Below are 15,720 nucleotides of genomic sequence, written 5' to 3' on the forward strand. Positions count from 1 at the left end.
TGATTCTAGCTTATTGAAAAATCGACCTAGAAACAGGTTTTTACCCAGTGTCTTACCTGATGATTGTCATCGCTGATGGCAATGTAGCGCCATTTGTCGAAGGTTAAACACGGGTGTGAGGTCGAGAAAGCAATCATGTCGCCCACTTCAATCTCAGAAGAGCCATCGGTTTCAACAAAGGTATGTTGATCCATCACCGCAGTAGAGGTTAAGCCTTTCACTGAGATTGCTTCGCCATTGCGATAGCCACGCTCAGCAATCGGTAAACCCGCATCAAAGGCCACATCACGCTTGCCTAGCCCAACCACTAACTTTGTTGGCTCCGGACGAGAGATTACATACGCCCATACCTCAAGTGCCGATTCTAAATCACCACCTAATTCGCACGCGTAACCTTGGTTTACTTGGGCGCGTTGCAACACCTTGCTTTGTGCGTCTAGGTAAATGCCTGTGTCGTGAATGGCATAGCAGCCCGGGCGGATGACCGCCAAGTAATCGGTTAGGTTCGCCAAACATTCTGCAACCACGTCATACCAAGCTGAGCCTGCGCCAGTGATAATAGGTTGCCCTGCAATTAGGCCATCTGATGTCAGGCTTTCGACCGAAGTGAGCGCCTGATTTAAGAAGGTGCGAATGTCTTGCTCGGCATTGTCGCCATGAATCACACCCTCGTATACCTCAATACCCGCTAGCGAAAGCGCAGGCGTATCTTGGATAGTTTGCGCCAGCTCTAGAACTTCTTGAGGTGAACGACAACCACAACGGCCACCCGGCACACCAAATTCGATCAGTACTTTTAGCGTCTGCTTTGTATTAGAGAAATATTGGTTAAGTTGCTGCACGTTTATCGATGAATCCACACAACAATAGAAATCGACATCAAACTCGCGAATAAGTTGTTCGATGATCGCCATGTTGGTTTTGCCCACCAATTGGTTAGCTATGATGATGCGTTTCGCACCCGCCATAGCGGCAATTTCGGCCTGTGCAGGCGTCGCGACGGTAATACCCCAAGCGCCATTTTCTAGCTGTTGGCGGAAAAAATCAGGTGTCATGGAGGTTTTGCCGTGTGGCGATAATTTAACCTGATGATGATCGGCGAATGATTGCATCCAATTTAGGTTATTGGTTAAGGCTGATTGCTTGATAACCGCAATCGGTAGCGAAACATCTTCATCAATCAGTCGATAAACACCGTTCTCAGATTGTGATACCGCTCTCCCTTTTTGGCCTTTTTCAGTCAAGATAAAACCTTCTTTTTGATACTTTCTAACATTTTCGAGTGCAGGGTTATTTTTCATTACTGATTCCTAACATGATGTAAGTTGTTGTTTTGTTGTGTATAAATTTATCATTCTTATTGTTTGTGATAGAAACTATCACACAATTTAAAATATTATGTGTGTTTTGTCACTGAAAACAATCGGCCAAATTTTTAAGATAGCTCCATCAACACAGTGGATTGAGAGAGTGAAAAATGTTGTTCGATACGATAATTAAAAATGTAGAGGTGTTTGATGGCACCGGCGAACAATCGTTTTGTGCCGATGTAGCAATCCGAGATGGAAAAATCGCCGAAATTGGTCAAATCGATCATGAAGATTGTGGTCAATTGGTTGAGGGAGCAGGCTTAGCATTGGCTCCTGGTTTTATCGATGTACACACACATGACGATACCAATGTAATTCGTTACCCAGATTGCCTGCCTAAGATCAGCCAAGGTGTCACAACCGTGATTGTTGGTAACTGTGGTATCAGCGCATCACCAACCGTTTTGGCTGGCGATCCACCTGACCCAATGAATCTTTTAGGCGCACAAGCTGACTTTAAATACCCAACTTTCACCGCGTATGCACAAGCAGTAGAGCAAGCTCAACCGGCGGTAAACGTCGCAGCGTTAGTTGGCCATACCACATTGCGTAACCAAGTGATGGACGACTTGCAACGCACTGCAAGCGAAGACGAAATTGCAGCGATGCAAACCAACCTTGATTTGGCGATGGAACAAGGCGCATTAGGTTTGAGCTCGGGTTTGGCTTACGCCAGCGCTAAACAAGCGAATGCCAACGAAGTGATGCAGTTAGCGAAAGTGCTTTCTAGTCACGGCGGCATCTATACCACGCATATGCGTACCGAATTTGAAGAGATCTTAAGCGCGATGGAAGAAGCGTTTGAGACAGGACAATACGCGAAAGTGCCCGTTGTTATCTCTCACCTTAAATGTGCAGGTGCGGGCAACTGGGGCAGAACCGTTGAAGTACTTGATTTGATGGACAAGGTTTCAGAACACCAAGATGTGTCTTGTGACTGCTACCCATACTCAGCGAGCTCTTCGACACTGGATTTGAAACAGGTGACAGACGATTTCGACATCTTCATCACTTGGTCTAAAGCAAAGCCAGAACATGCCGGAAAAACGCTTAAGCAAATTGCTGATGAGATGAATCTACCGTTGATGGATGCGGCGAAAGCACTTCAACCAGCAGGTGCGGTTTATCACTGTATGGATGAGAACGACGTAAAGCGCGTATTGAAATACAAGCTGACCATGGTCGGTTCTGATGGTTTACCAAATGACCCGCATCCACACCCAAGACTGTGGGGCACCTTTCCGAAAGTGCTAGGTCACTATTGCCGAGACGAAAAACTGTTCTCGTTGCCAGAAGCGATTCACAAGATGACCGGAATGTCGGCAGAGCGTTACAACTTAGCGGGCCGAGGCGAAGTTCGCTGCGGTGCATTTGCCGATTTAGTTTTATTTGATCCAAAGAATATTAAAGACACAGCAACATTTGAAAATCCTATTTCAGTTGCTGAGGGAATAGAAAGTGTATTTGTAAATGGTGAGTTAACTTACCAGCAAGGAAAAGTAAGAAATAATCGTTCAGGCGTTTTTATTTACCGAAACTAGAATTTTAATTATTTATTAAATTCAGATGATTATAAAAACGGCGAATTAATTTAAATATATTGGAATAGAAACTGTTTTATCTATAAAGCCAATGTTATCTATTAATCCAATATTATCTATAAATAAGTGGAGTTAAAAAATGACTATTAAACGTTACGGTGTTGAAGGCGGTACAGGTACAGGCGGACAACATTTACCATTTGCACGTGCAACTGAAGCTGGTGGTTTCCTATACGTTTCTGGCCAGACACCGATGACAGATGGTGAAGTGGTTGAGGGTGGCATTGTTGACCAGTCTCGCCTAGCGATCCAAAACTGTGTCGATATCATGACTGAAGCTGGCTACGGCCTAGAAGACGTAATGCACGTAAAGGTTGTGCTAACGGATTCTCGTTACTTCCAATCTTTTAATAAGGTATTCAAAGAGTTCTTCGGTGCTAACCCACCGGCTCGTATCTGCATGGTTTGCGACTTAGTTGTAGACGTGAAGGTTGAAGTAGATGTGACTTGTTACCGCGCCGATCGCGGATAGTAATAACCTAATCACAATTACCTACTTAGAGAGTATTAGGGGGTAGTCATCCCTGTTATTATCCTTTAATACTCTCACCCTACATTTATAAAAATTACTTTAATTAAAAAAGATAAAATCAATAAAGTAATTATATGAAATATAAAATGAATGAATCATAAATAAAGTTCAAGAATGAACTCAATATTTCACTGAGAGGTGTCAAATGAACAGCACACTTTTTCTTACAGGCTTCGGCGTGTACGTATGTTTTTTAATTTGGTTAGGCTGGTTTGTCTCGCGTAATCAAAAATCTGGCGAAGATTTCTTATTAGGTGGCCGTGGCCTACCTATGTTCTTAGTACTTGGTACAACAGTAGCGACGATGGTCGGTACGGGTTCAAGTATGGGTGCGGTTGGCTTCGGCTACGCAAATGGCTGGGCAGGTGCTCTGTACGGCATTGGTGGTGCGATAGGCATCCTATTACTTGCACTTTGGTTTGCTCCGGTTCGTAAATTGAACTTCATGACCATGAGTGAAGAGCTGGCTTACTATGTTGGCGCTAACCGCATCGTGAAAAACGTTGTAGGTGTATTGATTTTTGTCGCTTCAATTGGTTGGTTAGGTGCTCACATTCTAGGTGGCGGCATGTACTTAGCGTGGATTGCAGACATCGATCTCAACCTAGCGAAAATCATTATTGCTGCAGCATTCACTATTTACGTGGTGATCGGTGGTTACACTGCGGTTGTGTGGACCGATACCATTCAAGCTATCATCCTTTTTGCTGGCTTCATCTTGATGGCGGTAATGTCAGTCGATTACATCGGCGGCATGGATAACCTTTACGCTGCGATGGACCCTGCTGCTACAAGCTTTTTAGCAATCGATAAACTGGGTCTTCTGCCTGCTGTTTCTCTGGCTGTGGTTATTGGTGTAGGTGTACTGGCGACGCCTTCATTCCGTCAACGTATCTACTCGGGTAAAGACGTATCAACGGTTCGCCGCTCATTTGTTGCATCGGGTGTGTTGTACCTTTTCTTCTCAATCATCCCTGCAATCATCGGTATGGCAGCACATGCCATTGACCCATCATTGGATAACGCGAACTACTCGTTCCCTTATGTTGCTGCAACGGTTCTTCCGGTTGGCGTTGGCATGATTGTTCTTATCGCGGGCCTTTCTGCAACCATGTCGAGCGCAAGTTCAGATGCGATAGCTGGTGTTTCTATCTTACTTCGTGATGTTTACGTGATGTTCACTGGCCGTGTACCAAACAAAGAGTCAATGGTGAACTATTCTCGCTTGGCACTGATTGTGGTGATTGGTTTTGCACTGTTGTTCGCACTAACGTCAAACGACATCATTGGCTACATCACGAAAACGATTTCAACCGTAATGTCGGGCATGTTTGTGTGCGGTATGTTGGGTCGATTCTGGAAACGTTACAACTGGCAGGGTGCGCTTGCTACGCTAGCGGGTGCATCTGTGGCTTCATTTGTCGTCATGCTAAATGCAGACTACACGGCTTTCTGGGGCAACCCTGTGATTCCTTCTTGTCTAGTGGCTCTAACGGCAGGTGTACTGGTAAGCCTATGTACTCCGGCTAATCAAGTAACACCAGAAATGGCGAAAGCAATTCTTGATGACGAGCGCGCTCTGATGGAAATGGAATTGTCAGACTCAGGTGTGCTTGAAGAAGAAGCGGCACCTCAACGTCCTGCAAATCAAACAAGCTAATCTCAACGCTCCACAGCAAGTTAGTACAACAAAGTTAGTACAACACGTTGTGGAGTGATTTAGCTAGCTCGGGCTCTGCTTCTCGGTAGGGCCTTCTTCCCCATTTATCTCTCTATTTTAGGATCTGCTATGCCTGCATCTTCTAACTTCAATATTGCTTTTTTTGGCGAGTGCATGGTCGAAATCAGCGGCTCTCCATTAACCAAAAAGTTCGGCGGTGACACGCTCAATACCGCGCTTTACCTTTCTCGCTTAACCCAACATCAAAACCTCTCTGTTCATTACGCGACTGGTCTTGGTAGCGATGAACTGTCTCAAAATATGATTGATAACTGGCAGCTAGAGGGTATTCAAACCAATTTCGTTGAACGCATTGCGAACAAGCTGCCTGGACTCTACATGGTCGAAACCGATGAAACGGGCGAGCGACACTTTCACTACTGGCGCAACGATGCGGCAGTAAAATCTTACTTTCAAATCGATAACTTAAACAAGCAAGCCGACAACCTGAATAAGCTTGAAATCGCTCTGACAGAGAAGCAAGTCGACGCGGTTTACATCAGCGGTATAAGTATCGCGATCTTGGATGACGCCTCTCGCGAGCGTTTATTCAAAGCCATTAGCGTGTTCTCAAACCAAGGCGGCAAGGTGGTTTTTGATAACAACTATCGCCCGCAACTTTGGAGCACCGAACAAGCTCAACATTGGTACGCCAAGTTACTGCCGCTGGTGGACATCGCCTTGATTACCGAAGACGACGATCTGCTTGTCTGGGGGAACTCAGAGAGCGTTCAACAACGCTGCCTTCGTTTGGGGTGCCAAGAGATCGTCATCAAACGTGGCTGCGAGCCATGCAAGATTGTTCAAGCTGAACAGGGCAACATTGTTGAGAATTATGTTTCAGCGACGCGTGTTTCTAACGTGGTCGACACCTGCGCGGCGGGCGATTCATTCGCCGCGGGTTATTTAGCTGCGCGTCTTACTGGCGAGAGCGCCACCGACGCAGCCGAACTTGGCCACCAACTGGCTTCCATCGTTATTCAATACTCTGGCGCAATCATCCCCGTGAGCGCTATGAGCCAACTGATTAAAAAATAAAATAAAAAGCGGAATTATTATGTCTCAAGAAATGATCAACAAACTTAAGCAATTCAAAGTTATCCCTGTTATCCAAATCAACAAGGTTGAACACGCGATTCCACTGGCAAAAGTGTTGGTAGAAAATGGCCTACCAGTTGCTGAAGTCACATTCCGCACTGAAGCGGCAGCAGACGCGATTCGTGCGATGCGCGATGCGTATCCAGAAATGTGTATCGGTGTTGGCACAGTATTAACGCCAGCGCAGATCGACCTTGCGAAAGAGTCGGGCAGCGAATTCATCGTAGCTCCGGGTCTGAACCCAAACACCGTAAAACGCTGCCAAGAAATCGGCATGCCAATCGTTCCGGGCGTAAATAACCCAAGCCAAGTAGAGCAAGCGCTAGAGCTTGGCCTTAACTTCTTGAAGTTCTTCCCTGCAGAAGCGTCTGGCGGCATCAACATGGTGAAATCTCTGTTAGCGCCATACGTTGATGTGTCTTTAATGCCAACGGGAGGTATCGGCAAGCACAACGTGAATGACTACCTAGCCGTGGAACGCGTGGTGTGCTGTGGCGGTACTTGGATGGTATCTCCGAAGATGATCGAGAATGAACAGTGGGACGAGATCGCGGCATTGGTTCGTGAAGCAGTCGCTCTTGTTAACGAGCAATAAGTTTTTGACCTAACGATAAGCTTGAAGCTCGCAACAATTTTTTTTAACTAGTGAGAACAAGCTTTCGAATCAGAGATAACGAGCAACAGCAGTGGCTGATGGTTCTGTTTTGTGAATCGCCTCCGATAAACAAAACAGAACAGAACCATATTTATATAGGAAAACTAATAATGAAAAAAACTATATTATCCCTATTGATTTCAGGTTCAGTAGTGTCCCCAATGGCGTTAGCAATGGCTCCAAATACCGATCTAAATTTAATGCCGTACCCACAAACGGTCGAGCTGAAAGCTGGGCAAGTTAAGGTCGACGGTAACTTCAAGGTTTACATCAAAGGCTTTAATTCTGATCGCGTTGAGTACACGGCGAAACGCTTTATTGATCGCCTTGAGCGTCAGACGGGTGTGCCGATTCTAAATTGGCAGGTTGGTAGTGCAGACGAAGCGAACCTGATCATTGATATCGACGCGGCGCCAAAGTCTGAAGTGCAGAACATCGACTCTGTAGAGTCCTACAAAATTACCACTCAGGGTGAACAAATCACGCTGAGCTCTCCAAGCCCATACGGCACGATTCACGGCATCGAAACCCTTTTACAGCTCGTTGAAACCACAGCGACTGGCTACCATATTCCTGCCGTTACGATAGTCGATGAGCCTCGCTTCCGCTGGCGTGGTGTTTCTTACGATACTTCACGTCACTTCATTGAATTCGATGTGCTGATTCGTCAGTTAGATGCGATGGCGTCGGCGAAGATGAACGTATTCCATTGGCACTTCTGGGACGACCAAGGCATTCGAATTCAAACCGAATCATGGCCGCGTCTGTGGTCTGAAACCGCTGATGGTAATTACTACACCAAAGACCAAGTTCGCTACTTAGTGGAATACGCCCGTAATCTTGGTATCCGTGTTATCCCTGAGGTCTCTCTTCCGGGTCACTCTTCTGCAGTTGCTCACGCTTACCCGCGTTTGATGTCGGGCGGTGAAGGGCAAAACTACGAGCAAGAAAGAGGGTGGGGCGTGTTTGAACCGCTCATGGACCCACTGAACCCAGAAGTCTATGAGATGCTTGGTGATGTGTTTGATGAAGTGACCGAGCTGTTCCCTGATGAGTACTTCCACATTGGTGGCGATGAGCCGAATTATGCACAGTGGAAAAACAGCGAAAAGCACCAACAGTTCATTGAAGAGAACAATATCGATGGCGAGCGTGGTCTGCAGTCTTACCTCAATGTAAAAGTTGAGAAGATGCTCGAAGAGCGCGGTAAGAAGATGACCGGTTGGGATGAGATTTGGCATAAAGACCTGCCGACTTCGATCGTGATTCAAAGCTGGCAAGGGCACGACAGTATTGGTCGTGCGGCGAAAGAGGGCTACCCAGGTATTCTTTCTACGGGTTATTACCTAGATCAACCTCAGCCGACTAGCTACCACTATCGCAATGACCCAATGCCAAGTGGCATCACTGTTGACGATAAGCTGCACAGTGGCGAAAAGTTCGTGACGTATCAATGGGAGAAGCCACGTTCAAAAGGCGGCCCACGTAAGGGAACACTGACTATCATTGAAGCGAAAGACGGGACTTTCCGCGCATTCAGTGATTACAACGGCAAGTCTCGCGAAGAGATCTTCATCCTTGACTATGTGCCGGGCAAAACCTTTGTTGGCCACTTCGATAACTTCATGTCGTACACCGAATTCAACCTAAACCTGAATCCAAAGGGTTTTGCTGAAGGCAGTTACCAACTGGTCGGCAATGTACGTTGGCCAACCACAGGTGAAGTGATTGCGAGCAGTGATGTTGAAGGCAGCGTGATTCCTGAACCAAATGGTGGTTACCCTGCAGAATTAACCGACAAAGAAAAAGAGCTGATCTTAGGTGGTGAGATCACCATGTGGCTAGAGAACAAAGATAGCCTCACAGTAGAAAACTACCTATGGCCGCGCAGTTATGCCATTGCAGAGCGTTTCTGGTCTGATGCGGAATTGACTGACGAGCGCAGCATGTACAAACGTATGAAAGCGATGGATACATGGTCTGAAGTGTCTGTTGGACTTCGTCATCATGCGGATGCTGACATGTTGTTAAAACGCATTGCGAAAGGCCAAGATATTCACGACCTGCGCGTGCTTGCGAAGTACACTGAGCCAGCACAATATTATGCACGTAACTGGGAAAAGTGGAATTCGACTGAACCTAAGGGCACTTTATACAGCCAATACGAGCGTCTAAATCGCTTTGTTGATGCACTGCCAGTCGAAAGCTACGCCGTGTATGAGATGCAAGATTTGGTCAACGAAGTCGCGACGGGTAATCAACAAGCGCTTGAGCAACTTGCCCAGCATTATCAACAAGCAAAAGCGGCTGCACTCGCTGCTAAAATTGTCTTCGCAGGTAATGTGTCTTCGGTAGAGACTGTGATTGTCGCCGAGAAAACCGCGGAAGTCGCAGACTTGGCGTTAACCTTGATTGCTAAAGCACAAGCGGGTGAAAAAATTCGAGCATCAGATACGAATGCCTACCAAGCGATACTGTCTGATTCAGCGAAGATCTATGATGAATCTATCATCGCGATTGTTCGTCCGACAGAGCTTTTGTTGAAGCAGTTAGCTGAGTAAGCCGTTAACGGATTAGCGAATAAGTCACACGCCAATAAGTGAATCAAAACCGCCCTCTATGGGCGGTTTTTTAGTTTTAGCTTCTCAATTGAGTGTAATTTCTCGCCCAATATAAGCGACTACTCACTAACACTACTCTGTAGCGTTAACGTGAATGTCAGGCAGAAGCTTCCAAGACCAAACTTTTGGTGTCGTCAGTTGGTTCGTGGACAAATAACGACGAGTTAAGCTTTGCAGTAAACGCGTGCTTCTCGTGGTGTATAAATACCAAAAGTCACGGCTGCTAGTAAACCATTCACGAATGTCTCTTGAACTTCAACTTTAGCAACGTTGTCGATACCGCTACATACTTTAGCTGCATCAATTTGCTTTTTCTGCGCTAGACCGTTGATGAAAAAGTGGTGTGACTTTTCAGTTGTTGGTGCTGTTGCTTCGCTCTCTTGAGGGGCCATTACGAAAGTTTGTTGAGCGCAACCTGTTGCTACAAGTGATAGTGCCGCGATGATCATTAATTTTTTCATGTGTATCTCCAGAGATAAAATTCAACTCACGTTAGTTAGGGTGAACGATTGTTGTCTGCTTTGAAGGAGATATCTAGCTCCCCTTCGGTTGATGTTGAACATTATTCCAGAGATGATTGGTCGTTACTGTATGGGTTTGTCAGTCGAATCGTTACACAGTGGAAAGGCTATAGTGAATACGGCGCCCTTTAAAGTATTGCTTTGTGCGACTTGTACTGTTGCACCGTGTTGAACACAGATCTTCTTGACGATAGAAAGCCCTAGACCATGGCCACTCTTGGCTTTGTTACGCGCTTTATCTCCAACATAAAAAGGTTCGAATAGGCGAGAACGGTGCTCTTTTGCTACGCCGTCACCGTCGTCATGCACGGCTATTTGTAGCATATCGTGGTGCACGCTTGCTTCTATCGAAATTTGTGAGCGTGCGAATTTCATCGCGTTACGTACTAGGTTATCTAACGCGCGATTGAGCAGCGTATCATCTGCTAATATCAAATGAGGTTGTTCTGGTAGTGATAGATCAATACTAAACTCAGTCTCTTTGTTCCAACGGCTCATTGCATGATCGAGAAAGTCTCTTATCTCTAATGGCTGTAGTAAGTTATCTAGATCACAACTGTCGAGTTTTGCGTAATATAGTAGCTCATCGACCATTTTTTCCATCTCTTCTGTGTCTTCAACAATGCTCTCGATAGTATCTTGCTGTTCTTTGTTGAGTAGCGTGTCTTTGAGCATTTCAGCCTGCCATTGAATTCTGAATATTGGAGTTCGCAGTTCATGAGCTACCGCATTGGTAAGTGAACGATTACTCTCGATTAAGCTATGGATTCGGTCGGCCATCAGATTAAAGGATTTATTCAGAGTTCCAATTGCACTGCCGCCTGATGTTTCAGCTCGTGAAGAGAGGTCGCCTTCAGAGAAGCGTAATGTTGCATTTTCAAGCTTCTTAACTCTGCGGAAAATAATCAACAGATGACCCAGGCCATATACGATGAAGCTCGCGATAAAGAATACCCAAATAAGGTCATCTTCGAGCTCTATTTTTTGTCGAACGAGCGTGTCGTCGTTGGGCTGGTAATGGTAGATGTTTTCACTGTTAGCTAAGCGAAACCATAACTCCCGATAGTCGTCGTGAAAAATAAACACGTTGGGGTTAGCAGTAAAGAATTCAGAAACTGGAGTCGGTACTTCATCATTCGATTTGAATGTGACGAGGGTATTACGGGAGGTGTCAACAAACTGGTTTATGGCTTGATGGGCGGCTTCGAGACCCTGATTATTCGCTATGTTTTCTAGGAGCTGTTGATGGGCCGTTGCTTCGTAATCTTGCAATATATATTCATAGTCGGTATTGAGCTGATAGACACAAATTTCGTAGGCGAGAAGACCAACAATAAAGCAAGTTAACAGCCCTAGTAGGGACTCCAAATAGATACGTCGCATAATCGCTCTCTTTCATTGCGCCCTTACTGAGCGCGGTTAATGCCAGGCGGTCGAAACAAATAAGTAGCCTTTCCCGCGAATGGTCTGAATTTTTTCTGCTGGTGTTTTGTCATCGCCAAGTATCTTACGTAAACGCACCACTTTGTTGTCAATCGTTCGGTCGATCCCGTCGTACTCGATCCCACGCAGCGTTTGAGTTAAATAATCACGTGACAGTGGAGTATCAGGGTTGGATGCTAACAGCCAAAGTAGGTCAAATTCACTGTCTGTCAGTGATAAAACTACATCTGAAAGCTCGCACTTTTTATAGGTGTTTTTCAGCGTAAGTTGACCAAACTGAAGGCTACTTGAATCATCAACCAGAGGTGTATTGGTTTCTTGACGGCGTAATAGTGACCGGACCCTTGCCAGTAGAACTCTTGGTTTGATTGGCTTGGTGACATAGTCATCAGCACCTGTCTCTAAACCTGCAACGTGATCAAAATCATCATCGCTGGCGGTGAGCATTAAAATTTTACCCTTAAAGAGCGTACGAGTCTGTCGGCAAATTGTCAGCCCATCGGTTACAGGAAGCATTAAATCCAACAACACGATATCAGGTTGATCGTCAAGGATGGTTTGCACAGCATCACTGCCATCGTCTAACGCGGTGACCTCAAAGTCTTGTGCTACAAAGTAATCCTTTAGCATTTGCTGAAGTTTTAAATCGTCTTCAACGATGATCATTTTAGGTTTTGTCATTCCGTTATCAGCCTTGTTGTGCGTTTAATTTATTGAAATTACGTGAGTGCGTTTAATTTTGGCAGCTCCTACTGTTGCATATTCATCACAAATGCGTCACGAAGAAATTCCTGATGTGAATGATTAAACACTTTCCATGCTAGTTCAATGCCGATTTGTAATTTTTGCTTGGGTTTTTCAGTAGGTTAGAGGTGGTGTTTTAGTCTGTTAGCGAAGAAGGCCGGAAATGAGAGCTCTAATGTCGAGTTTTTAGTTTAATAACAGAAGAGCCAGCCATGAAGCATCTTTTTAAAGAGGTTTCATGGCTGGTTGGAACTTAATTGGATTTTAACTCAAAAATTAAGGCCTACGGTTTGAACCTAAGCATGCGTATTTATGAGTTCCGAGTTATGATTTTTGGCAAACAGAACAAAATCGTCTAGTGGCATTGGTTTTGCGAAATAGAAGCCTTGTACTTCGTGACATCCTGCGCGGCCTAAAAATTCAAGTTGCTCTTTTTCTTCAATGCCTTCAGCAAGTACATTGAGTGAGAGTTCGGTTGCTAGCTTACAAATCATGCTCAAGATAGCTTGGTCATCGGTGTTGCTAAGTAAGTCCTTTACAAACTCTCGATCTATTTTCAGTCGATCTATAGGGAGTAGCTTCAAATAGCTAAGAGATGAATAACCAGTACCGAAATCATCTAACGCTATTTCAATGTTTAACTTCTTTAAGTCATTCAATACGGCCACGACCTTCGACACATCACCCAACATGGCACTTTCTGTTATTTCTAATTCCAATAAACTCGGAGAAAGGCCAGTCTTTTCTAAGGTTAGTTGTGTCAGATCTAAAATGTTCTGTTCCGAAAACTGAATGCTCGAAATATTAACGGCAACCTTTACACCAGCAAGCGCTTTATGATTCTGCCACTGTTGGCAATCAGTGGTAGCTTGTTCGAAAATATGAGCCCCCATTGGAATGATTAAATGGGATTGCTCTGCCAGTTCTATAAAAAGGTCAGGCCTTACGAGGTCTCCATTTGGTTTTTTCCAACGCATGAGCGCTTCGGCACCAATGATACGATTGGTCTTTAAGCAAAATTGAGGTTGGTAATAAGGAATAAATTCTCTGTTTTCAATCGCATTGTTTATCTCTTTGATTAACGTTATACGTCTCAACGCAGCATTCGACAGTTCAGGTTGATGCTTAACCGTAATGTCATCGCCTTTTTCCTTGGATACATATAGAGCGATGTTCGCTTGAATGAGCATTTCAGAACTGCTTTGTGCGCCATTTGAACTGCAGGTTGCACCAAGGTTAGCCACTAGTTTTATCTTGTTCTCATCAATGATAATTTCATTTGAAACCACATCAATCAACATAGCAAAAAAAGCATCCGAACCTTGATCGCCATTGTGTTCTTTCGCAGGCACTGCGATACAGAACTTATTTTCATCCAATCGAGCTAGGTTAAAATCAACCATGGTTGTGCATGCGGATAAGCGGTTGGCTAGATGAAGTAAGATTGTGTCCCCAGCTTTATAGCCGAGTGTATTGTTGATATCTCTAAAACGTTTAATATCAATGATTAACACGGTGATGCGTTCATTTTTTTCTTTGTGTTTATTGAGCAACTCATCAAGCGATCGCAAAAACCCAAGACGGTTCGGCAACTTAGTGAGCGAATCATAGTACGCCAGTGTTTCGATTTCTTTTGTTAATGCTCTGCGTTGCTGTTCTTTATCATAAAGGCTAGAAAAAGCACTTTGTAGTTCCGTTATCTCGTAATATTTTGCTGGTGGTAAAGACGCACTTTCTTCTTTGCCTTGTGCCAATAAACTAAGAGAGCGAGTGATGTTTTTTAACGGAGTCGATACTCGACGAGCGATGGCAAAGTTAATAAACATCACCGTCATAAAGCTGATTATGCTAATAGACATCAAAGATTGATTGATCATCTTTCCATATTTTAACCATTCATCTACAACTGTATTTACCTCGAGAATCCCTCGTACATCGTTGAGTTCCCAATCGTGTTTAGGAGAGTCGGGGTGGCTATTGTGGCAGTTTACACAAGTTTGGTTATAGAGGCGGTCTGCCCGAGCGACGCGTACTCGGGTTCTGTCTTGCTCTTGTACAAACTCGACGTAGAACTCATCTGGTTTCTTGTTAATCGCTACCCACGCCCGTTGTTGAAATTCGTCAAAAAGCCTACCTTGACGGTTTTTAAAAGGGTAAGGGCTGGTAAACGAGGTCGTGATGGTGAGATCTTTATCAGATTTATCAAGCATTTCGATTAAGAAGGTAGCAGGAACCGGAATACTGTTCTCTAAGGATTGGTGCTGGGCTGTCGCCACGAGTTCTTGACTATCAACAACTTTCTGTACGACATTTGATGAGTAATAGTTACGAATACTATGAAATGTAGTCACGTAGTTCTTTGCATTTTCAACCGACACTTTTTGAACGAAATCTTCAAGGATAACGGTCGATATTAAAGAGAATAGTAAAATACAAGCAAGTGCTATTCCTATGATTGGATAAATAATGGTCCAAGATAGTGAACGCTTCATTGTCTACCTTTATTGATATTTTTAATTGCCTGACACTACTGAAGTGGCTTTCCATGTGGCTTGTTGATGATTTGTTAGCATTATATATAATTTTAGAGTGGCTGAATGTAAGCTCGTGTAACTGGTCTTATGAGTTGGTTTGCACTCTGAAGTGAGTGTTTTTAGCAAGGAAGGGGGGGCGAGGATATAGATGAAATACATTCCATTACATAGTTACGACAGATAATTTAATTGTTAACCAATAGAATTTCTCCAATCAAAATTTTGGGGAATAATGGTATGAAGTACTATCGAAATACGTTGCTAGCGTTACCTTTGGCTCTCTTGGCTGGCTGTAATTCAAGTTCAAACGCGGGACAATCAACCACCATTTCGCAAAAGGAACCGAAGGCTGACTACGTATTTTCTTCAGCTAAACTTGGTGAATTGTATCAAGAGAGGCAAGAGCTCCAAGAAGAGGCTATGAAGCTCTCTTACGATGGTATTTTGTATGAAAAAATTCAGTTTGCTGAAGACATTAGTGATAAGCAAAAAGTGATTAGGCTTTTGGATGGCTTAGGTCAAAGTGTTGATCTGTACTTTCCTGAAGCTGGGTTTGATAGTTGTGGTATTTATACAGAGAGCAAGGGCTTGGATCTATTTGATTGTGATGCAGCACAACGCTTTACTTCTAGTGATACTACGTCAATAAAAGCAATGACGAAGGATAAAAAAGTCTCCGTTAATCTTGAATACCAAAACGAGTTGTCGCAATACGTGACGAGCCTAGGTTCGACGATTCTGAGTAAATCCAAAAATGGTAATAAAGTCACCATTACCACATCGTTTGCCTTCAACGCTTTTTACCGCGATGTACTCAACGAGACTGGTGATCCGCACCAGCAGTTTTGGACACTGAGTTAAGTGAGTACAATCACTAATGA

General features: G+C 44.4%; 11 protein-coding genes and 1 pseudogene. 7 read left to right on the top strand and 5 right to left on the bottom strand.

Annotated elements, in window-relative coordinates:
- Positions 1 to 26: 26 nt before the first annotated feature.
- The gene (locus tag ACED28_RS13110; protein WP_371710015.1) at positions 27 to 1,301 is read right to left on the bottom strand and encodes an amino acid deaminase; all 1,275 of its coding nucleotides are present in this window, start codon (positions 1,299 to 1,301) and stop codon (positions 27 to 29) included.
- Between the two features lie 176 nt (positions 1,302 to 1,477).
- On the opposite strand from ACED28_RS13110, the gene ACED28_RS13115 reads away from it, so the two are divergent.
- The 6 genes from ACED28_RS13115 to ACED28_RS13140 all read left to right on the top strand — a co-directional run bounded on the left by ACED28_RS13115 (position 1,478) and on the right by ACED28_RS13140 (position 9,537).
- The gene (locus ACED28_RS13115; protein WP_371710016.1) at positions 1,478 to 2,911 is read left to right on the top strand and encodes an amidohydrolase family protein; all 1,434 of its coding nucleotides are present in this window, start codon (positions 1,478 to 1,480) and stop codon (positions 2,909 to 2,911) included.
- 139 nt (positions 2,912 to 3,050) lie between these two features.
- Positions 3,051 to 3,443: a RidA family protein gene (locus ACED28_RS13120; protein ID WP_004732497.1), complete on the top strand. Its 393-nt coding sequence runs from the start codon at positions 3,051 to 3,053 to the stop codon at positions 3,441 to 3,443.
- 205 nt (positions 3,444 to 3,648) lie between these two features.
- Entirely contained in the window at positions 3,649 to 5,163 is a 1,515-nt protein-coding gene (locus ACED28_RS13125; RefSeq protein WP_371710017.1) for a sodium:solute symporter family protein, read from the top strand.
- A gap of 129 nt (positions 5,164 to 5,292) precedes the next feature.
- On the top strand, positions 5,293 to 6,261 hold the full coding sequence (locus tag ACED28_RS13130) for a sugar kinase (protein ID WP_371710018.1): 969 nt from the start codon (positions 5,293 to 5,295) through the stop codon (positions 6,259 to 6,261).
- Between the two features lie 19 nt (positions 6,262 to 6,280).
- On the top strand, positions 6,281 to 6,916 hold the full coding sequence (locus tag ACED28_RS13135; RefSeq protein WP_371710019.1) for a bifunctional 4-hydroxy-2-oxoglutarate aldolase/2-dehydro-3-deoxy-phosphogluconate aldolase: 636 nt from the start codon (positions 6,281 to 6,283) through the stop codon (positions 6,914 to 6,916).
- A 170-nt stretch (positions 6,917 to 7,086) separates the two neighbouring features.
- Positions 7,087 to 9,537: a family 20 glycosylhydrolase gene (locus ACED28_RS13140; RefSeq protein ID WP_371710020.1), complete on the top strand. Its 2,451-nt coding sequence runs from the start codon at positions 7,087 to 7,089 to the stop codon at positions 9,535 to 9,537.
- A gap of 224 nt (positions 9,538 to 9,761) precedes the next feature.
- Here the strand turns inward: ACED28_RS13140 and ACED28_RS13145 are convergent, their stop codons facing one another.
- The 4 genes from ACED28_RS13145 to ACED28_RS13160 form a co-directional block, all read right to left on the bottom strand.
- Entirely contained in the window at positions 9,762 to 10,058 is a 297-nt protein-coding gene (locus tag ACED28_RS13145) for a Bor family protein (RefSeq protein ID WP_012600054.1), read from the bottom strand.
- Between the two features lie 123 nt (positions 10,059 to 10,181).
- Positions 10,182 to 11,501, bottom strand: coding sequence for an ATP-binding protein (locus ACED28_RS13150; RefSeq protein WP_012600055.1), 1,320 nt, complete (start codon positions 11,499 to 11,501; stop codon positions 10,182 to 10,184).
- A 36-nt stretch (positions 11,502 to 11,537) separates the two neighbouring features.
- Entirely contained in the window at positions 11,538 to 12,242 is a 705-nt protein-coding gene (locus ACED28_RS13155) for a response regulator (RefSeq protein ID WP_012600056.1), read from the bottom strand.
- A gap of 359 nt (positions 12,243 to 12,601) precedes the next feature.
- A complete protein-coding gene (locus ACED28_RS13160; RefSeq protein ID WP_371710021.1) occupies positions 12,602 to 14,797 on the bottom strand; it encodes an EAL domain-containing protein in 2,196 nt (731 codons plus the stop codon).
- A gap of 279 nt (positions 14,798 to 15,076) precedes the next feature.
- On the opposite strand from ACED28_RS13160, the pseudogene ACED28_RS13165 reads away from it, so the two are divergent.
- Positions 15,077 to 15,667, top strand: a pseudogene (locus ACED28_RS13165) (alpha/beta hydrolase); the annotation flags it as partial.
- Positions 15,668 to 15,720: the final 53 nt, after the last annotated feature.

It is taken from the genome of Vibrio sp. 1F253 (genome assembly GCF_041439295.1).
GTDB lineage: Bacteria > Pseudomonadota > Gammaproteobacteria > Enterobacterales > Vibrionaceae > Vibrio > Vibrio tasmaniensis_A.

Excerpts from the sequence above, each read along its gene's own strand:
- ACED28_RS13130 (WP_371710018.1), top strand. The coding sequence starts at position 5,293 with ATGCCTGCATCTTCTAACTTCAATATTGCTTTTTTTGGCGAGTGCATG.
- ACED28_RS13125 (WP_371710017.1), top strand. The coding sequence starts at position 3,649 with ATGAACAGCACACTTTTTCTTACAGGCTTCGGCGTGTACGTATGTTTT.
- ACED28_RS13160 (WP_371710021.1), bottom strand. The coding sequence starts at position 14,797 with ATGAAGCGTTCACTATCTTGGACCATTATTTATCCAATCATAGGAATA.
- ACED28_RS13135 (WP_371710019.1), top strand. The coding sequence starts at position 6,281 with ATGTCTCAAGAAATGATCAACAAACTTAAGCAATTCAAAGTTATCCCT.
- ACED28_RS13120 (WP_004732497.1), top strand. The coding sequence starts at position 3,051 with ATGACTATTAAACGTTACGGTGTTGAAGGCGGTACAGGTACAGGCGGA.
- ACED28_RS13140 (WP_371710020.1), top strand. The coding sequence starts at position 7,087 with ATGAAAAAAACTATATTATCCCTATTGATTTCAGGTTCAGTAGTGTCC.
- ACED28_RS13155 (WP_012600056.1), bottom strand. The coding sequence starts at position 12,242 with ATGACAAAACCTAAAATGATCATCGTTGAAGACGATTTAAAACTTCAG.
- ACED28_RS13110 (WP_371710015.1), bottom strand. The coding sequence starts at position 1,301 with ATGAAAAATAACCCTGCACTCGAAAATGTTAGAAAGTATCAAAAAGAA.
- ACED28_RS13150 (WP_012600055.1), bottom strand. The coding sequence starts at position 11,501 with ATGCGACGTATCTATTTGGAGTCCCTACTAGGGCTGTTAACTTGCTTT.
- ACED28_RS13115 (WP_371710016.1), top strand. The coding sequence starts at position 1,478 with ATGTTGTTCGATACGATAATTAAAAATGTAGAGGTGTTTGATGGCACC.
- ACED28_RS13145 (WP_012600054.1), bottom strand. The coding sequence starts at position 10,058 with ATGAAAAAATTAATGATCATCGCGGCACTATCACTTGTAGCAACAGGT.